This window comes from Pseudomonadota bacterium, from assembly GCA_037200975.1.
Taxonomy (GTDB): Bacteria; Pseudomonadota; Gammaproteobacteria; order Steroidobacterales; family Steroidobacteraceae; genus CADEED01.
In genome coordinates this window covers 3,127,501-3,146,575 of record JBBCGI010000001.1, presented here as the reverse complement: position 1 = coordinate 3,146,575, position 19,075 = coordinate 3,127,501, and the positions used below count along the sequence as shown (strand labels likewise).

The following is a 19,075-nucleotide window of genomic DNA, read 5'->3' as shown; positions in this document are numbered from 1 at the left end:
TATGAATGAATATCTTCCCTCTGACTGGCGGCAGGCGGTACTCGTCGGCCGCATGTTGACGCGCGAAGGCCCGACTCCGATCGTGGTGTTCGAAGGCCGCGTACGCGACGTCTCGAAACACGCCGCCACCGTGTCGCAGCTGCTCAACGGCTGGAACGGCACGATTCCGGACGGCGCGGATCTCGGGCCGCTGGAATCGTTCGCCTTCACCTGCGAGTTCTCGGGCAAGAAAGAGATCCGGCTGCTCTCGCCGTTCGATCTGCAATGCATCAAGGCGAGCGGCGTGACCTTCGCGATTTCCGCGATGGAACGCGTGATCGAAGAGCGCTGCCGCGGCGACGCGAGCCAGGCCGACGCGTTGCGCAGCAGCCTGCGCGAGCGCATCGGCGCGGATATCCGCGCGGTCAAGCCCGGTTCCGAGCAGGCGCAGAAGCTCAAGGCCGCGCTGATCGCCGACGGTTTGTGGTCGCAGTACCTCGAGGTCGCGATCGGCCCCGACGCCGAGATCTTCACCAAGGCGCCGACGCTGTCGTCGATGGGCTGGGGCGACTGGATAGGTGTGCGCTCGGACTCGGCCTGGAACAATCCCGAGCCCGAGATCGTGCTCGCGGTAGATAGCGCCGGCCGCATCCTCGGCGCCTCGCTCGGCAACGACGTGAACCTGCGCGACATCGAGGGCCGCAGCGCGCTGTTGTTGGGCAAGGCCAAGGACAACAACGCCTCGTGTGCCATCGGTCCGTTCATCCGGCTGTTCGACGGCAGGTTCACTCTGGACGACGTGCGCCAGTGCACCGTGCGCCTCGAGATCAGGGGCGACGAAGGTTTTCAGCTCGAAGGTGCGAGTTCGATGTCGCAGATCAGCCGCGACCCGACCGAACTCGTCGGCCAGACCATCGGCAAACACCATTGTTATCCGGATGGCTTCGCATTGTTCCTGGGGACGATGTTCGCGCCGATCGTGGATCGCGGCAGCGCCGGCCAGGGCTTCACGCACAAGAGCGGTGATGTCGTCCGCGTCTCCACGGAAAAACTCGGTGTGCTGGAAAACAGGGTGACCACGTGTGATCAGGCCCCACCGTGGTCGATGGGTATTGCCGAACTCATGCGCAACCTCGCGCGCCGCGGCCTGCTGAACAACTGAGCGTCAAAAAATGAGCGATACAAAACAACTTTCCCACTACATCGACGGGCAATGGGTGGCGGGTCCCGCCGCGTCGGACAGCCTCAACCCGTCCGACACGCGTGACATCGTCGCCAAGGTTCCTGGCGGCGACAAGACCACGGTGCATGCCGCCGTTTCGGCCGCGAAGGCGGCTTTTCCGGCGTGGGCGAATGCCAGCCCGGAAGTGCGTTCGGACCTGCTGGACAAGGTCGGCACGCTCATCATGGCGCGTGCGGACGATCTCGGCCGCCTGCTGTCGCGTGAGGAAGGAAAGACGCTGCCCGAGGGCAAGGGCGAAGTCATGCGCGCCGCGCGCATCTTCAAGTTCTTCGCGGGTGAGGCGTTGCGCCGCCACGGTGTCACGGTGGATTCCACACGCCCCGGCGTCGCGGTGGAAACCTATCGCGAACCGCTCGGCGTGTTCGGGCTGATAACGCCGTGGAACTTCCCGATCGCAATTCCGGCGTGGAAAGCGGCGCCGGCTCTGGCCTTCGGCAACACCGTGGTGATGAAGCCCGCCTCGCTCACGCCGGCCACCGCGCACGCACTCACGGAGATCATCCACGAGGCGGGTTTCCCGAAAGGCGTGTTCAATCTCATCCTCGGCGGTGGCTCGATGGGCGGCGCGCTCGTCGAACATCCGGATGTCGCCGGCGTTTCGTTCACGGGTGGCCAGGGCACCGGTGCAACCGTGGCGAAGGGCGCGATGTCGCACAACGCGCGCGTGCAGCTCGAGATGGGCGGCAAGAACCCGCTGGTGGTGCTCGACGACTGCGATCTCGATCGCGCCGTGCAATGCGCGCTCGACGGCGGCTTCTTCGCCACCGGCCAGCGCTGCACGGCGTCGAGCCGCATCATCGTCACGCAGAACATCCACGACAAATTCGTGGAAGCGCTGGCGGCACGCGTGAAGGCGCTGAAAGTCGGCAATGCGCTCGCCGCCGACACGCAGATGGGCCCGCTCGCGAGTGACGCGCAGCTCGCGACCACACTCTCTTATATCGATATCGCGACCAAGGAAGGCGGCCGCAAGGTCGTCGGTGGCGAGGCGCTGAAACTCGACCAGCCCGGCTACTACGTTTCGCCGGCGCTGATCGTCGACACGCAGCTCGACATGCGCATCAATTGCGAAGAAGTCTTCGGCCCGGTCGCCTCGACCCTGCGGGTCAAGGATTACGACGAGGCACTCGCCGCGGCCAATGCCGGCGAATTCGGCCTCTCGGCCGGCATCATGACCAGCTCGCTCAAGTACGCGCGCCACTTCGTGCGCAACGTGCGCGCGGGCATGACCATGACCAACCTGCCGACGGCGGGTGTCGACTATCACGTGCCGTTCGGCGGCACGCGCAAATCGAGCTTCGGTCCGCGCGAGCAGGGGTTCGCCGCCGTCGAGTTCTACACCCAAGTCAAGACCAGCTACACCTGGGCCTAGGTCGCAAGAAAAATATGACGCACGCTGTTTATCCATCGCTCGCCCACAAGACCGTCGTGATCACCGGAGGCGGCTCGGGCATCGGCGAAGTGATGGTCGAGGGATTCGCGCGGCAGAAATCGAAGGTGTTCTTCCTCGACGTGGCGGAAAGCGAATCGAATGCCCTGGCCGCACGGCTGGGCGGCGCGGCACAGTTCCTGAAGTGCGACCTCACGGACATCGATGCGCTGCGCGCGTGTTTCGCGGCGATCGAAGCCAAGGCCGGCCCGGTATCCGTACTGGTCAACAACGCGGCGAACGACGACCGGCACAAATTCGAGCAGGTCACGCCCGCATATTGGGATCAGCGCATTGCGGTGAACCTGCGGCACATCTTTTTCAGTGCCCAGTGTGTGACCGCGGGCATGAAGAAAAATGGCGGCGGATCAATCATCAACCTGGGCTCGGTGTCGTGGCATGCGGCGATTCCCGACCTGCCGATCTACGAGACGGCAAAGGCCGGCATCGAAGGCCTCACGCGCGCGTTGGCCCGCGATCTCGGCGAGGCGAATATCCGCGTCAATTGCGTGGTGCCCGGCGCGATCCGCACGCCGCGGCAGATGAAGCTCTGGCATACGCCCGAAGAAGAAGCCAAGATTCTCGCCCAGCAGTGCCTCAAGTCGCGCGTGGACCCGGTTCACGTGACGGCGATGGTGCTGTTCCTGGCCTCCGACGACGCGCGCATGTGTACGGCGCACAATTACTGGGTCGACGGCGGATATCAATAACGAGGGCGGAATGTCCGAAGTCGAGTGCGTTTGGCCCGTGGGTGCGTTGCTCGGCGAAGGACCCGTCTGGTCCGCGAGCGAACGAGCCGTCTGGTTCGTCGACATCAAGGCGCCCGCCATCCACCGTTTCGATCCAGCCAGCGGCGAGCAACGCACGTGGCCCGCGCCGGCACGTGTCGGGTTCGTACTGCCGACCGACAAGGGCTGGCTGATCGCCGGCCTCAAGACCGGGTTGCACCGCTTCAATCCGGAAACCGGCAATTTCACCCTGCTGCACGTGGTCGAGCCGCACGCTCCCAACAACCGGCTCAACGACGGGTTCGTCGACGCCGAAGGTTTTCTGTGGTTCGGTTCGATGGACGACAACGAAGAAGAGCCGAGCGGCGCGCTCTACCAGCTCGGCGACACCGGCTGCGTGACCCGCGATCCCGGTTACGTCGTCTCGAACGGACCAGCGCAGAGTCCCGACGGGCGCGTGCTGTATCACACGGATACGCTGGCCGGCATCATCTATGCCTTCGATCGCGCGCGCGCCGGTGCGCTGACGAACAAGCGTGTATTCGCGCGTCTGCCGCAGGGCGGCGGATATCCCGATGGCCCGTGCGTCGACGCCGAAGGGTGCCTCTGGACCGGAATATTTGGCGGGTGGGGCCTGCAGCGTTATTCACCCACGGGTGAACTGCTGCACACGCTGCGCCTGCCCTGCTCCGCCGTCACCAAGGCCGCTTTCGGCGGCGACGATCTCAGGACTTTGTACATCACCACGGCGCACGTCGCGCTCAACGCGGCGGAACGCCAGCAGCAGCCGCTCGCGGGCGGGCTGTTCCGCACGCGCGTCGACGTTCCCGGACTGCCTCAAGGAATCGTTTCTCATGGGATCTGACTCCACCACGCGGATCCAGCCGCAGCGCCGTTTTCGTTCGCGCGACTGGTTCGACGATCCGAAGCACCTCGACATGGTCGCGCTGTATCTCGAGCGCTTCATGAACTACGGCCTCACGGCCGAAGAACTGCTGTCGGGCAAACCCATCATCGGCATCGCGCAAACCGGCGGCGATCTCACGCCCTGCAATCGCATCCACATGGACACCGTGAAGCGCGTGCGCGAGGGCATCCGCGATGCCGGCGGCGTGCCGATGGAATTCCCGTTGCACCCGATCTTCGAGAACTGCCGCCGTCCGACCGCGGCGCTCGACCGCAACCTCGCCTATCTCGGGCTGGTCGAGATCCTGCATGGTTATCCGATCGACGCGGTCGTGCTAACTACCGGCTGCGACAAGACCACGCCGGCGCAGATCATGGCCGCCTCGACCGTCGACATCCCGGCGATCGTCCTGTCGGGTGGCCCGATGCTCGACGGCTGGAACGAGGGCGAACTGGTCGGTTCCGGCACGGTCATCTGGCGTTCCCGGCGCAAACTCGCCGCGGGCCAGATCGACGAAAAGCAGTTTCTCGCCGCCGCCGCCGCCTCGGCGCCGTCGCTCGGCCACTGCAACACCATGGGTACCGCGTCGACGATGAACGCGGTCGCGGAGGTGCTCGGGCTGTCTCTGCCGGGTTGCGCGGCGATTCCCGCGCCGTATCGCGAGCGCGGCCAGATCTCGTATGAAACCGGGCGACGCATCGTCGAGCTGGCCTACGAAGACCTGCGGCCTTCGAAAATCCTCACGCGCCAGTCGTTTCTCAATGCGATCACGGCGATCGCGGCCATTGGTGGTTCTACCAATGCGCAGCCGCACCTGGTCGCGATGGCGCGCCACGCGGGCATCGAAATCACTCCCGACGACTGGATGAAATATGGGCGTGACATACCGCTGATCGTGAACATGCAGCCGGCCGGCAAGTACCTGGGCGAACGTTTTCATCGCGCGGGCGGCGTCCCCGCCGTGCTGACCGAGTTGTTGCGGGTCGGAAAGATCGATGGACAGGCTCTGACCGTGACCGGCCGTTCGCTGGCGGAAAACGTCGCCGGGCGCATCGCGAGCGACCGCGACGTGATCACGACCTATGAAAAGCCGGTACAGGAAAAGGCCGGGTTCCTGGTACTGAAGGGAAACCTGTTCGATTTCGCGATCATGAAGACCAGCGTCATCTCCCCGGAATTCCGCCAGCGTTACCTCGGCAACGGCGACAGCTTCGAATGCCGCGCCGTGGTATTCGACGGCTCGACCGACTATCACGAGCGCATCAACGACCCGGCGCTCGGCATCGACGAGAACACGATCCTGGTGATCCGCGGCTCGGGGCCGCTGGGCTGGCCGGGCTCCGCCGAGGTCGTCAACATGCAACCGCCGGACGCGCTGATCAAACGCGGCATCATGAGCCTGCCGACCCTGGGCGACGGCCGGCAATCCGGAACTTCCGACAGCCCGTCGATTCTCAATTGTTCTCCGGAAAGCGCGGCGGGCGGCGGACTCGCCTGGTTGCGCACCGGCGACCGGATCCGCATCGATCTGGCCGCGGGTAGTTGTGACATGCTGGTGGCCGCCGATGAGATCGCGCGACGCAAGAGCGAAGGGCTGCCACCCGTGCCGGAGAGCGCGACCCCGTGGCAGGAGCTGTATCGCTCGACCGTCGGGCAGCTCGACAGCGGAGCCGTCATGGAAATGGCGGTGAAGTATCGTGGCGTCGCGAAAAAGACGCCCCGCCACAACCACTAGATAGACATCGAGGTTCTGATGAGTCCGCCGCGCCTCAGTGAGGCGAGCCTGCATTCCGCCCGCTCGGGCACCATTTTGCCGACTTACGATCGCGGCGCGACGCGCATCGGGATCGTGCACATCGGCCCGGGCGCGTTTCATCGCGCGCACCAGGCGTTTTACGTCGACACGCTGCTGCACTCCGACAAACGCTGGGCGATTTCGGCGCTGTCGTTGAAGAGCACGACCTTGCGCGATGCGCTCAGGGAACAGCAGGGCCTGTACACGCTGATCGAGCTCGGCGCCGCACCACGTGCACGCGTGATCGGCGCGATCCGTGAACTGCTGGTGGGCGCCACCGACACCGACGCGGCGTTTGCGCGCCTCGCGGCGCGCGATACGCGCATCGTGTCGCTGACCGTGACGGAGAAGGGGTATTGCCTCGACGCGCGTAATACGCTCGATCCTTCCAATCCGGACATCGTCCACGACCTGGCGAACCCGGCGCAGCCGCGCAGCACCATCGGCTGGATCGTCGAAGCGTTGCGCCGGCGTCATGCGCAGGGAGTGCCGCCATTCGCGGTGCTGAGCTGCGACAACCTGCCGGACAACGGCCAGGTCCTGCATCGCGCGCTGGTGGCGTTCGCCCGCCAATCCGACGCGGATCTCGCCGCCTGGATCGAAGCCGAAGTCGTTTGTCCGCGCACGATGGTCGACAGCATCACGCCCGCCACCGACGATGCCCTGCGCAAGCGGGCCATCGAAATCACCGGCATCATCGATGCATGGCCCATTCAACGTGAACCGTTCACGCAGTGGGTCGTCGAAGACCTGCCGGTCATGCGCGACGCGGATTGGCAGTCAGTCGGCGTCACGCTCGCGCCGGATGTGGGCGTGTACGACCGCGCCAAGTTGCGCCTCGTCAACGGACCGCATTCCACGCTCACGTATCTCGGGCTGCTGCGCGGCCACGAGTCGGTCGCCGATGCGATGCGTGACGAGCAGCTGGCGCAGTTCGTCGAGCTGCTGATGACGGAAGACTTGGGTCCCAGTCTCGGCTCCCCGCCGGGCTTCGACGCCGAACACTACATCTCCGCGGTGCTGGCGCGTTTTCGAAATCCCGGCATCCGGCACCTGCTGAGCCAGATCGCCTGGGACGGCTCGAAGAAATTGCCGGTGCGCATCAGCGTCACCATTGCCGAAGCGCTGCGCGCCGGCCGGCCGATCCATCGGCTGGTCATGCCGCTCGCGGCGTGGATGCGGTTCATCGCGCGCCAGGCCAAGGCCGGTGTGGCGATCGTCGATCCGGACGCGGTACGCCTCACGGCGATCGGCAGCGCCTGCACAGGAGACGCGCGCGCGGATGTCGCCCGTTTCGCGGTGTGCGAGTCGGTGGTGCCGCCCGCATTGTTCGGCGAGAAGGCCTTCCGCGCGGCGCTCGAAGCCGCCTACGCGAAACTCGCCGACCCGCATTCCGCCCTTACGCCGGAGTTGTCTCCATGAGCACTTCCCGCCGGACCTTCATCTCGGCAACCGCCGCCGTGGCAGTTGCTTCCAAAGCCGGAGCATCCGCAGCCGTGACTACCTATCCCAAACTGATTCACCACGTGTTCTTCTGGCTCAAGAATCCGCAGTCGAAGGATGATCTTGCGAAGCTGCTCGCGGGGCTGCGCACGCTCACCAGGATCGAGAGTGTCCGCGGCGCGCATTTCGGGGTGCCGGCCAGCACCGAGAAACGCGAAGTGGTCGACAACAGTTACAGCGCCTCCGAGGTGCTGTTCTTCGACGACACCGCCGGCCAGAAGATTTACCAGGACCACGAGATCCACAAGAAATTCGTGGCCGACTGCTCCCACCTGTGGGAGCGCGTGGTGGTCTATGACGCCGTGTCGGCCTGACGCGCGCGCCGGCGATGTTTGAGGTCGATGAGCTTCCTGACGTTGTTCAGCGAAGCGGCGACCAGAAATGCGCCCTGTAGAAACCCGGCGCGATTGAGTTTCTCGAGCGTCGCGCCGTCGAGTCCACGTAGCTTTTCGTCGCTGATGGTATGCAGGCCGAGCAGGTTGTACTGCTCCGCATCGCTGAACTTGACCTCGACCTTGACCGGCTCGATGAGCCCGGCGGCGCTGAACGCCGCGAACATGGCCTTGCTCGCCGCCATGCCTTCGCCAATGCCATTGAGAATCGCCGACACTCTTTCGATATAGCGGCTGTTGCCGCCCTTCGGCAGGAATACGGGTTCGCCCTCGGTCTGGCTCACGCGCGGATCGTCCAGGTTGACGTGAATGACCGGCTTCGGTTTGCCGTCTCCCTGCTGATCCTGAAAGCCGATCAGGAAAGGTCCACGCGCCACGATGCCCGGGATGTAGCTGGCATTCCAGCGGCCTTCGTCGAGAAATACGTTTTCATCCTTCGAGAAGCCCAGCAGGGCGATCGACAGGTACTCGCCACTGTCGGGGTCCTTGCGAAAGAAGATCGGATATTCGCGCTGTATGTCGGCGTATTCGGTGGGATACGTGAGCACGGTGCCGACGTTGTCGCCGAACTCCGCGCCGTGACGCGTGATCACACGCAAATCCTTGTGCTCGATGTTGTTCAGCAATACGTGTCTGGTCATCTCGGATTCCCGGTTTTTGCCCATTGTGCCGCAGAAAAGAAGAAGGCCGCTGTGTAACAGCGGCCTTCCTCGTATCAACAATCACCCGTTGAGATTCCAGCCGTTTGCGCTTGCGCACATCCGGTTAGAACCCAGTTCCTCAGAACTTGTAACGGGCTCCCAGGCTGTAACGTGCACCTTGGTCTTCCAGGCGCCACAGCTGGTTGTCCGAACGGCCGTGCCAGCGAATGTCCTCGCCCGTGAGGTTGACGGCTTCGAACGACACAGCGATGTGGTCGTTCACGTCGTAGCCGACGCTCAGGTCGATCTGGTCATACGGCTCCACGAAGATCGGGTTTCTGAACCCACCCTGGTTGATGTTCTGCAGGAACTCATCGCGCCAGTTGTAGGCCAGGCGCGCCGAGATGCCGAACTTCTCGAACATCAGCACCGCGTTCGCCGAGTCGGAAAGACCCGTGAGCGCGAACTGATTTTCGTTCGGGTCGCTGGTGACGTCGTAGCCAACATCTCCGCGGACGACGGTGTAGTTGGCAAGAATGCCAAAGCCGCTGTCGCCGAAGAAGTACTGACCACCGAACTCGAAGCCATGGATCTTGGCTTCTTTGTTGTTCACCGGCTGGTTCACGGCGAACTCCCAGAGCGGATCATCGGCAGTCGGCAGCAGGTCGAACCCTGTCGCAAATGCGATGTGCTGGTTGTTGTCGTTGGTGTAGTTGACCTGGCCACCCGGATAGAACGTGCCTTGATAGGTCGTGCCTTCCGGATGTTCGATCATGGCCATCATGGTGAACAGCTGCGAGTCGTTCGGCGCGCTGACGCCGGCGGCCTGCAACGCGGCATATGCCGCCTGAGCACGCGGACCACCCGTCTCGTCGCGGATACCGAACAGGTTCTGGTTGACGACTTCGTTACCGATGAAGTTCTTGACACGTTTGTCGAAGAACCCCGCCGAAACATAACCGCTGTCGGAGAAGTAGTACTCCAACGAGACGTCGATGTTGTCGGACTGCAGCGGCAGGATGCCCGGATTGTTCGCGGTGCCCGTCGGCACGAAGCCGTTGAGCGTCGAACCACCGGGACCATTCGGGCTCGCGCCCGCAGACAACGTACCGTAACCCGCACGAGCGATCGTCTCGCTGTACGAGAAGCGCGCCTTCAACGAGTCGGTGATGGACACGTCGAAGTCGAGGTTTGGCAGCAGGTTGTCGTAGTCGGCACTCTGGGTGAACGCGGTGGACGTGGTCGGACGAACGACCGCGAAGTCGTTATCGTCTTCCCAACGAACCGCGGTCGGCACCAGGATGACGGACGACGAAGAGACGTCTGTCTGCTCATAACGCGCACCGAGGACGATGTTCGCCGGCATGTCGCCCAGCTCCGCCTTGAGTGCCACCTGGAAGTAGAACGACTTGGTGTCTTCCTGCACGGTGCTGTCGGTACCGAAACCCGGGTTGTAGCGCAGCTCACCATCGGGAGAAGTTGCTTCGTCCCAGTTCGCATACTTCCAGATCGCCGGATTGCTCGGATCGCTGTTGCCGCGATCGATGGACCATTGACCCAGCGTGTTCGCATTGCCCTTCCAGCCGCCCGTGGGGGCACCGACCGGATTGAAGTCGTCGAACGCGCCCGTGAGGCTGAACGGCGTCAACAAGGCCACGAGATCGGGAACCGTGCCCGAGTCGCCGACACCCCAGTCGCCCATGTGAATGGTGTTGTTTGAGGAACGCTGACGGGACTCCATTTCGCGAGTTTCGACACCGAAACTGATCGAGCCGTTCTCGAACTTGAGCTTGCCATCCAGGCGAGCCTGCGTGATGTCGGTCGTCTGATCCTGGTAGCCGATGCGCAACACCTGCGATCCCAGGCTCGACTGGTTGAAGTCGTAGTCGGAGACGCCACCGGTGCCCGCGTGTGCGGCATTCTGGTCAGCGAACAACGTGCGTGCGGCAATCGGCAACCCGTTGTTGAACTGAAACTCCTGGTTCCAGAAATTCGAGCTGTTGATGCACGCATTTTCCTGGCCCGCAGTCGGGTTCGGGATCGTCGTGCGTTCGAGGCACGTGCTCGGCACCTTGCCGGCGAGACTGAACGCAGTCTGGCCGCCACCGGTAACCGGGTCATCCGGCAAGCTGGTCGCTTCCGAATCGTGATAGTCGAAGTTCACGCTGAACTTCTCGGTCGCATCCCAGGCGGCATTGAAACCCGCCGACTTGAGCTGGTTTTCCTGCTCACGATGCTGCTGCTCGTAACCGAAATCCTTGCCCGAACCGGTGAATTCGCGCAGCACGAGAGGCGTCGCGACTTCATGACCCGTGTCGAACTCGATGTAGTTGAAGCCGTTACGGTTCATCCACACGGTCTGCTCGCCACGATCTTCCTTCAGGTTCTGCTGCGCAAACGTGTAGTCGGCAGTCAACGTGAGGGAGTCGATCGGCGCGAACTGCACCGTCACCTGGCCGTTGAGGCGCTCACGCTCCGTGTCGGAGAACGCATAACGGATGTCGTTCGGGATGCCGTACAGCTGGCCATCGGCCGGCGCATTGACGATCGTCGCCTGGACGACGTCGTCACTGGTGATGTACGGGTTCGCACCCGGGTTGACGTACAGCGGCGCGCCGCCCTGGTTGGCTGCAATGCTCGAAGCATCCCAAGGCTGGATGTGCCAGTCGTTGACCGTTGCGGTCGACGAGCCGGCATCGCGTTTCTGGTAGCTGGCGGACACGCCAACGCCGAACACCTTGCTGTCACTGGCCCAGCTGAAGATGCCCGAAACTTCAGGCGTGTAGTCATCGCCGACACGATTGGTGGTGTCGTTGACGACCTTCGCGCCGACGTTGAGCACCAGACCATCGTTGTCGAGCGGACGAGCCGTTCTGACGTTGATCGTGGCACCGATGCCGCCGGTCGCGATGTCAGCGCGGCTGGTCTTGTAGACCTCGACCGCGTTGATCGCTTCGGCAGCGAGGTTCGAGAAGTTGAACGAACGCGAATTGCCGCCGAAGCCGCCGGTGACGAGTTCGCCGCCTGCGTATGCGTCGGCCGTGGGCATCTGGCGACCGTTCAACGTGACCATGTTGAACTGCGGACCGAAGCCGCGAGCCGTGACGGTCGCGCCTTCGCCGTTGCGACGGTCGATCGACACGCCGGTGATGCGCTGCAGAGCTTCGGACAGGTTGGTGTCCGGGAACTTGCCGATGTCTTCCGCGTTGATCGCGTCGACGACGCCGACCGCTTCACGCTTGGTTTCCATCGAAGCTTTCAAGCTTCCGCGCAGACCTGTAACGACCACTTCTTCGAGTTCTTCGCTCGATTGATCTTGGGCGAAAACAGGGTTGATGAGCACTGCACCACCGACGATGGTGAACAGGGCCTTTGAGGTTAATTTGGGATTGAATTTCATATTGAGATGTCTCCTCCGCACTCGTACATCTATTCGTTGTGAAAAACCGGGATCAACTGTGGAACAGAAAAACGGACCTAACTAAAGGTCGATAAGAAAGGATTGGTCGACAACGGCGACAAAACGGAGGGGGATCTGCCAAGACCGCAGATACAAAGGCGCAACTGAACGGCGCCCGAATGGCTTGAAATAGCTATGCGCAAATCGCGCGTCCCCCTCGACACTGCAGCGGAGGATATTCACCCTGTGTACAAAAGTCCACGGCTAAATCAGCAGGTTGCGAAGACATTCACAGAGACAATCTAAATGTCTTTCATCTTTAAATTCATGTGGTTATGAATGGGCGACGGACAACCGACAAATTCGCGCCGATTTTTGTTGCGCCAGTATTGACGCGAAAAACAACAACTTTTGCGAGCGCTACCGTAAATTCGGAGCGGCCGGTTCCGGCGACCGCCCGGATCAGGCCATGAAGCCATTTATGGAAAGCCGGCCGCTGCGCGGATTCGGGTCCACGGCCGTCCCGGTGGCGATGCTGCCGGAATGCAGGGAATTCCGGCGATACACCAGCATGCGATTGAAGACGCCCGCTTCGCTGCGCAGCTGCTCGTAAAGCGCAGTGCTGCCGCCGATGTAGCCCACCGCCGGTTTGTTGGCGCCGGTCTTTTCCGCCTCGACTGTCTCGAAGTACTGGATTTTGCGTTCCTGCGTGATCACCTCGAAGCCCGTACTGCGATGCCGGTAGAACGCGGTGCCCCCGTGATCGCGTTTGAACAGGTAGTGAACGAATGCGAGCTCCGTCCCGAGCACCGAATCGATGTGCGGAATACATTGCAGGTGCGAAAGTTTCTCGGGCGGCGTGGTCACGAGTGAGAAGTAACACGCGGTGAATCGCAGCGCCTTGCCTTGGAGGCCGAAGGTTTCGCTGAACAAGCTGCGCATCTGCTCCAGGACGAATTGCTGGTAGCTGAGCGGCGCCTTCGCGCGAATGCCCGGATAGTAGCTAGTGACATCGCCGAACAACTTGCCCGCGGCCAGGTCGACCAGCCCTTCGGCGCCGGCCACCAGGTTGTCGATGACCAGCAGCGGCGCGCACTCGCGGCCAATGGTCAATTTCTGCACGGCGAGGCCGGGATGAGGTACGAGGATCACGAACGCCGCCGCGGATTCAGTTCCAGACGCTGCTGCTCGCCTTGCAATACTGGTTCACGAAATCCTGGTGAACCGGCATGCGCGCGACGGTCTGCAAGATCGATGATCGATAGTCGGCGAGAAATTTCTTCAGTTCCTCCTCGCCCAGAATCCGCGCGGCGTGGTGATAGGTCTCTGGCTTGATGCGTTGACCCAGCATCACCTGCGTCCATGAATCGACGCGGAACAGCTCTCCATCGCCCTGGAACGCGTACGCGGTCTGCTTGAACAGCTCGACCCGGTGTGCAAGTGAATCGGGGATCGGCATGTCGCGGCAGTGCCGCCAGAACGGCGTGTCGTCACGTTGTGTCGCGTGATAGTGCAGCACGACGAAGTCGCGGGTTTTCTCCATCTCGATACGAGCTGCTTCGTTGTATTGATCGATCTGCGGCTGCTTCACGCCGTCGAACGGGAACAGGTGCAGCAGACGCGTCACGCCGACCATCATCAGATGAATGCTCGTGGACTCCAGTGGCTCGATGAATCCACTCGAGAGTCCGAGCGCAACCACATTCTTGTTCCATACCTGGCGTCGCCGGCCGGTCTGAAACTTGAGGACGCGCGGCATGGTCAGCGGCTTGCCGTCGATCGCGGCGACGAGTTCTTCTTTCGCGGCATCGTCGGACTGGAACTGGCTGCTGAAAACCAGGCCGTTGCCGACGCGATGCTGCAGCGGAATACACCAGCGCCAGCCGGAACCGTGGGCGATGGAGCGAGTCATCGGCAGCGCGGGGGCAATGAGTTCGGTCTGCACGGCGGCGGCACTGTCGCAAGGCAACCAGCTCGACCAGTCCTCGTACCCGGTCTTCAACGTCTGTTCGATCAGCAAGCCGCGAAAGCCGGTGCAATCGATGAAAAGATCGCCTTCGATCACCTCGCCCGAATGCAGCACGAGTGACTCGATGAACCCGGATTCCGAGTCCTGCTTTACTTCCTTGATCTTGCCTTCCACGCGTTTGATGCCGAAACCCTCGGCAAAGCGCCGCAGGAATTTGCCGTACTGGCCAGCATCGAAGTGGTATGCGTAGTTGACGTCCGCTTGCTGCGACAAACCAAACTTCCCCGCCTTCGCTGCCTGAAGCTCGAAGCAGTAATCACCGAGCTCCGAATCCACGCCGAGCTCGAGGCTGCGCAGCCAGAAATTGTGGAATTCGCACATCCAGGTCGGCTTGCCGTTGCGGCCGAATGAGTGAATGTAGCGATCGCCTTTCTGACCCCAGTTGTCGAACAGGATGCCCAGCTTGAACGTCGCCGCGGTCGCGCGCATGAACTCCTGCTCGTCGATCTGCAGCAGTTTGTGAAATACGCGAATCGGCGGAATGGTCGCTTCACCGACGCCGATCGTGCCGATTTCGTCCGACTCGATCAGTGTGATTTCGAGAAGTTTGCCGAGCTGGTTGGAGATAGCCGCGGCTGCAAGCCAGCCCGCGGTCCCGCCGCCCGCGATCACCAGTCTCTTCACTGCGCTCATTTTCAATTTCCGCTCCGTTTGCCGCGCGCCGCACGATATTGCGGCACGCGAGCCGCGCTCAACGATTCAGCTTGTTTATCAGCATGGCCCGGATAAATCGCGCTTGCTGATCGTTCATCGGACCCAGCACGCCGCGCGCCTGTTCCGGAATGTGCTCACCTGCGCGAGATGACGGCCCGAAAACGTAGTACTCGAACACCGCGCGCCAGGCATCTTTTTCAGCGGCAGGACGGTCTCGAATAGCCCACATCGCGTGATACAACGCATTTTGCGGCGTCGGAATGAAGTCCGGCGACGTGCCCCACCAGTAGTTCACGAGAGTATTGAACGAACTCAACCCTTCGACGTGATGCCACCACATGGACGGAATGAAGATGGCATCGCCGGGCTCGAGCACCGCGGTACATCCGGCTGCGATGGCGTCGCGAAATCCGGGAAACTGGTCGAAATCGGGATTTGCGAAATCTACCAGGCTGATGGCCTGTCCACCGGGCGTCGGATCCAGCGGCCCCGGGTAAAGATTGGCCACCTGTTCGGGCGGGAACATCGTGAACCGGCGCCGGCCGACGGCGCAACAGGCGATGTTGTTGGGCGCGTCGTAGTGACACGAAGCGATCGTGCGATTGCCGATCCAGATCGCCGGTGGCGCCTCGACGCCGAGGGCGGCAAAGCCGAGGTCGTTATCCTTTCGGAAACCGGGCAGATGACTGTCGACGACCGCGGAAGCTATATAGATGGTGGGTGCGGGATCCTCATCTATATGTGCGCGGATCTGATCGAGCACGTCGGCCATCCTGACGCGCCGGGCATCCAGGTTGAGCTTCGTGAAATCGTCGCTGTAGAAGAGTCGGCCGCGCGCTTCCCGGCCGGCAAACGATGCCGAGAGAAGCTTTCCATTGTCGAAGGAACGCAAATAGCTCATCGCGTCGTCCATCGAACGCTGCCCCGCATGAACCAGCGCCCAGTCGCGCACAAGCCCCTTGAGCACCGTCGGTCTTCGATCCGACAACAACTGCTCGAGCGGCAAACGACCGGGCTCACATCCCTCGAGCACCCGCGCTTCGTTGCTGACCTTGTTCATGGCGGGGAATTTTATGCCACCCGGCGCTTCTCGGCTTGGGCGTGCTGAAAAGGGCGATCGACGCAGCCCACTGGGAGCCGAAGCCCGCGCTTGGGGAGGCAGTCACCGGGGGATGGGACGTCCGCCGCCCCGCGCAAAGAGACCGCCGTGTCGAAGCAAAAAAGAAAAAGCCCCCGCCACTTTCGTGACGGGGGCTTTCTTTGTTAGGACCCTGGCAGTGACCTACTCTCGCATGGCAGCTGCCACACTATCATCGGCGCGGAGCGTTTTCACTTCCGAGTTCGAAATGGGATCGGGTGGTTCCCGCTCGCTATAGCCGCCAGGGAATTCTGTTTAGCGATCCGTCCAGGCTAACAACCCGAACCAATCGCCCAATCCGATAGTTTTTTGAATTGACGCCCAAGTCGCACGACTTGCTTTGCAGAGTCAGGACCATGTCGCATTCACCATGTGAATGCTCCAATGACATCACTTCGCAGCAGCGCGTCTGAAACGCGTGGCCAGCAACAGCCAAACTGCTTGAAGTTATATGGTCAAGTCTCACGGGCAATTAGTACTGGTTAGCTAAAGGCATTACTGCCTGTACACACCCAGCCTATCAACGTCGTAGTCTTCGACGGCCCTTTAGGGGAATCAAGTTCCCAGGGAGATCTAATCTTGGGGGGGGCTTCCCGCTTAGATGCTTTCAGCGGTTATCCCGTCCGTACATAGCTACCCGGCAGTGCCACTGTAGTGACAACCGGAACACCAGAGGTACGTCCATCCCGGTCCTCTCGTACTAAGGACAGCTCACCCTCAAATCTCCAACGGCTACGGAAGATAGGGACCAAACTGTCTCACGACGTTTTGAACCCAGCTCGCGTACCACTTTAATCGGCGAACAGCCGAACCCTTGGGACCTGCTACAGCCCCAGGATGTGATGAGCCGACATCGAGGTGCCAAACTCCTCCGTCGATGTGGACTCTTGGGAGGAATAAGCCTGTTATCCCCGGAGTACCTTTTATCCGTTGAGCGATGGCCCTTCCATACAGAACCACCGGATCACTATGACCTGCTTTCGCACCTGCTCGACATGTACGTCTCACAGTTAAGCACGCTTGTGCCATTGCACTCTGTGCGCGATGACCGACCGCGCTGAGCGTACCGTTGCACTCCTCCGTTACTCTTTGGGAGGAGACCGCCCCAGTCAAACTACCCACCATACATTGTTCCCAGCCCGGATAACGGGCCGAGGTTAGAACTCCGAAATTGTCAGGGTGGTATTTCAACGTTCCCTCCATGAGAGCTAGCGCCCCCACTTCAAAGGGTCCCACCTATCCTACACAAACAAGTTCAAAGTTCAGTGTAAAGCTGTAGTAAAGGTTCACGGGGTCTTTCCGTCTTTCCGCAGCTACGCCGCATCTTCACAGCGATTTCAACTTCACTGAGTCTCGGGTCGAGACAGTGTGGCCAGCGTTACGCTTTTCGTGCAGGTCGGAACTTACCCGACAAGGAATTTCGCTACCTTAGGACCGTTATAGTTACGGCCGCCGTTTACCGGGGCTTCGATCAGGAGCTTCGCCTTGCGGCTGACCCCATCAATTAACCTTCCGGCACCGGGCAAGCGTCAGACCCTATACATCCACTTTCGTGTTCGCAGAGTCCTGTGTTTTTGGTAAACAGTCGCAGCCACCGATTTCGTGCCTCCTCTAGCTGCTTTGTGGAGCAAGTCCACTAACAACCAAAGGAATACCTTCTCCCGAAGTTACGGTATCAATTTGCAGAGTTCCTTAACCCGAGTTCTCTCAAGCGCCTAAGCAGATTATCTGCTCACCCACCAGTGTCGGTTTACGGTACGGTCAGTTATCACCTGAAGCTTAGAGGCTTTTCCTGGAAGCGTGGCATCAGCTATCTCGGGAACCGAAGTTCCCTCGTGCTCGGATCTCTGGATAAATGTCAGCGGATTTTCCAACCGACAATCCCTACGACCTTGAACGGTGCATGCACCGCATAACCTAGCCTTCTCCGTCACCCCATCGCAGTGATACCTGGTGCTGGAATATTGACCAGCTTTCCATCGACTACGCCTTTCGGCCTCGCCTTAGGAACCGACTCACCCTGCGCCGATTAACGTGGCGCAGGAAACCTTGGGTTTTCGGCGAACGGGTTTTTCACCCGTTTTAACGTTACTCATGTCAGCATTCGCACTTCTCATACCTCCAGCGGACCTCACAGTCCACCTTCGCAGGCTTAGAGAACGCTCCCCTACCGCTTGCACCCCGAAGGATGCAAACCCATAGCTTCGGTACTCGGCTTGAGCCCCGTTAAATCTTCCGCGCGAGCCGACTAGACCAGTGAGCTATTACGCTTTCTTTAAAGGATGGCTGCTTCTAAGCCAACCTCCTGGCTGTCTATGCCTTCTCACATCGTTTACCACTTAGCCGAAATTTTGGGACCTTAGCTGATGGTCTGGGTTGTTTCCCTTTTCACGATGGACGTTAGCACCCACCGTGTGTCTCCCGAGTATTACTTCTGGGTATTCGGAGTTTGCATGGAGTTGGTAGACCGAGATGGTCCCCTTCTCCAAACAGTGCTCTACCCCCCAGAGTATTCGCTCGAGGCACTACCTAAATAGCTTTCGGGGAGAACCAGCTATCGCCAGCCTTGATTAGCCTTTCACTCCTATCCACACATCATCGACGCACTATTGCAACAGTGGTTCGTTCGGACCTCCAGCCAGTGTTACCTGGCCTTCATCCTGCACATGGATAGATCGACTGGCTTCGGGTCTATTCCCAGCGACTGTTCGCCCGATTAAGACTCGGTTTCCCTACGGCTCCCCTATTCGGTTAGCCTTGCCACTGAAAATAACTCGCTGACCCATTATACAAAAGGTACGCAGTCACCCCTTGCGGGGCTCCTACTGCTTGTACGCATACGGTTTCAGGTTCTATTTCACTCCCCTCGCCGGGGTTCTTTTCGCCTTTCCCTCACGGTACTAGTTCACTATCGGTCGGCACAGAGTATTTAGCCTTGGAGGATGGTCCCCCCATGTTCAGACAGGATTTCACGTGTCCCGTCCTACTCTTCGTTGGTCATCGATTTGAGTTTTCGTGTACGGGGCTATCACCCACTATGGCCAGACTTTCCAGACTGTTCCACTAACTCTCGTCGACTTACCCCAACTGGGCTGGTCCCCGTTCGCTCGCCACTACTAGGGGAATCTCGGTTGATGTCTTTTCCTCCGGTTACTGAGATGTTTCAATTCACCGGGTTCGCTTCCCACACCTATGTATTCAGTGTGGGATAGAGCCGAAGCTCTGGGTTGCCCCATT

General features: G+C 61.0%; 12 protein-coding genes and 2 rRNA genes (1 of these 14 cut by a window edge). 7 read left to right on the top strand and 7 right to left on the bottom strand.

What is annotated here, in order from left to right:
• Position 1: 1 nt before the first annotated feature.
• The 7 genes from WDO72_14215 to WDO72_14185 are packed head-to-tail and all read left to right on the top strand — an operon-like array spanning position 2 to position 7,898.
• Complete coding sequence (locus WDO72_14215) at positions 2-1,141, top strand: fumarylacetoacetate hydrolase family protein (GenBank protein MEJ0086832.1); 1,140 nt, start codon at positions 2-4, stop codon at positions 1,139-1,141.
• 10 nt (positions 1,142-1,151) lie between these two features.
• Complete coding sequence (locus tag WDO72_14210) at positions 1,152-2,594, top strand: aldehyde dehydrogenase family protein (GenBank protein ID MEJ0086831.1); 1,443 nt, start codon at positions 1,152-1,154, stop codon at positions 2,592-2,594.
• Between the two features lie 14 nt (positions 2,595-2,608).
• Positions 2,609-3,361 carry an SDR family oxidoreductase gene (locus WDO72_14205; protein ID MEJ0086830.1) on the top strand — a complete coding sequence of 251 codons (753 nt, stop codon included), beginning with the start codon at positions 2,609-2,611 and terminating at the stop codon, positions 3,359-3,361.
• A 10-nt stretch (positions 3,362-3,371) separates the two neighbouring features.
• Positions 3,372-4,244: an SMP-30/gluconolactonase/LRE family protein gene (locus WDO72_14200; GenBank protein MEJ0086829.1), complete on the top strand. Its 873-nt coding sequence runs from the start codon at positions 3,372-3,374 to the stop codon at positions 4,242-4,244.
• Positions 4,234-6,021, top strand: coding sequence for an IlvD/Edd family dehydratase (locus WDO72_14195; GenBank protein MEJ0086828.1), 1,788 nt, complete (start codon positions 4,234-4,236; stop codon positions 6,019-6,021). Before WDO72_14200 ends, WDO72_14195 begins: the two co-directional genes overlap by 11 nt.
• An 18-nt stretch (positions 6,022-6,039) precedes the next feature.
• On the top strand, positions 6,040-7,503 hold the full coding sequence (locus WDO72_14190; GenBank protein MEJ0086827.1) for a mannitol dehydrogenase family protein: 1,464 nt from the start codon (positions 6,040-6,042) through the stop codon (positions 7,501-7,503).
• Positions 7,500-7,898 (top strand): Dabb family protein, encoded by a 399-nt coding sequence (locus WDO72_14185; protein MEJ0086826.1) that lies wholly within the window; start codon positions 7,500-7,502, stop codon positions 7,896-7,898. Before WDO72_14190 ends, WDO72_14185 begins: the two co-directional genes overlap by 4 nt.
• Here the strand turns inward: WDO72_14185 and WDO72_14180 are convergent.
• The 7 genes from WDO72_14180 to WDO72_14150 form a co-directional block, all read right to left on the bottom strand.
• Positions 7,877-8,617, bottom strand: a complete 741-nt coding sequence (locus WDO72_14180) for a SapC family protein (protein ID MEJ0086825.1) — start codon at positions 8,615-8,617, stop codon at positions 7,877-7,879. The genes WDO72_14185 and WDO72_14180 overlap by 22 nt on opposite strands.
• A 139-nt stretch (positions 8,618-8,756) precedes the next feature.
• Positions 8,757-12,017 (bottom strand): TonB-dependent receptor, encoded by a 3,261-nt coding sequence (locus WDO72_14175; GenBank protein MEJ0086824.1) that lies wholly within the window; start codon positions 12,015-12,017, stop codon positions 8,757-8,759.
• Positions 12,018-12,479: 462 nt separating this feature from the next.
• A complete protein-coding gene (locus WDO72_14170) occupies positions 12,480-13,169 on the bottom strand; it encodes a DUF6445 family protein (GenBank protein MEJ0086823.1) in 690 nt (229 codons plus the stop codon).
• 16 nt (positions 13,170-13,185) lie between these two features.
• The gene (locus tag WDO72_14165) at positions 13,186-14,679 is read right to left on the bottom strand and encodes a tryptophan halogenase family protein (protein MEJ0086822.1); all 1,494 of its coding nucleotides are present in this window, start codon (positions 14,677-14,679) and stop codon (positions 13,186-13,188) included.
• A gap of 58 nt (positions 14,680-14,737) precedes the next feature.
• Positions 14,738-15,760, bottom strand: a complete 1,023-nt coding sequence (locus WDO72_14160; GenBank protein ID MEJ0086821.1) for a cupin-like domain-containing protein — start codon at positions 15,758-15,760, stop codon at positions 14,738-14,740.
• Positions 15,761-15,969: 209 nt separating this feature from the next.
• A 5S ribosomal RNA gene (rrf, locus tag WDO72_14155) occupies positions 15,970-16,084 on the bottom strand.
• Positions 16,085-16,289: 205 nt separating this feature from the next.
• A 23S ribosomal RNA gene (locus WDO72_14150) occupies positions 16,290-19,075 on the bottom strand (it continues 117 nt past the right edge of the window).

Coding starts and splice junctions, on each gene's coding strand:
- WDO72_14215 (MEJ0086832.1), top strand. CDS start 2: ATGAATGAATATCTTCCCTCTGACTGGCGGCAGGCGGTACTCGTCGGC.
- WDO72_14210 (MEJ0086831.1), top strand. CDS start 1,152: ATGAGCGATACAAAACAACTTTCCCACTACATCGACGGGCAATGGGTG.
- WDO72_14205 (MEJ0086830.1), top strand. CDS start 2,609: ATGACGCACGCTGTTTATCCATCGCTCGCCCACAAGACCGTCGTGATC.
- WDO72_14200 (MEJ0086829.1), top strand. CDS start 3,372: ATGTCCGAAGTCGAGTGCGTTTGGCCCGTGGGTGCGTTGCTCGGCGAA.
- WDO72_14195 (MEJ0086828.1), top strand. CDS start 4,234: ATGGGATCTGACTCCACCACGCGGATCCAGCCGCAGCGCCGTTTTCGT.
- WDO72_14190 (MEJ0086827.1), top strand. CDS start 6,040: ATGAGTCCGCCGCGCCTCAGTGAGGCGAGCCTGCATTCCGCCCGCTCG.
- WDO72_14185 (MEJ0086826.1), top strand. CDS start 7,500: ATGAGCACTTCCCGCCGGACCTTCATCTCGGCAACCGCCGCCGTGGCA.
- WDO72_14180 (MEJ0086825.1), bottom strand. CDS start 8,617: ATGACCAGACACGTATTGCTGAACAACATCGAGCACAAGGATTTGCGT.
- WDO72_14175 (MEJ0086824.1), bottom strand. CDS start 12,017: ATGAAATTCAATCCCAAATTAACCTCAAAGGCCCTGTTCACCATCGTC.
- WDO72_14165 (MEJ0086822.1), bottom strand. CDS start 14,679: ATGAGCGCAGTGAAGAGACTGGTGATCGCGGGCGGCGGGACCGCGGGC.
- WDO72_14160 (MEJ0086821.1), bottom strand. CDS start 15,760: ATGAACAAGGTCAGCAACGAAGCGCGGGTGCTCGAGGGATGTGAGCCC.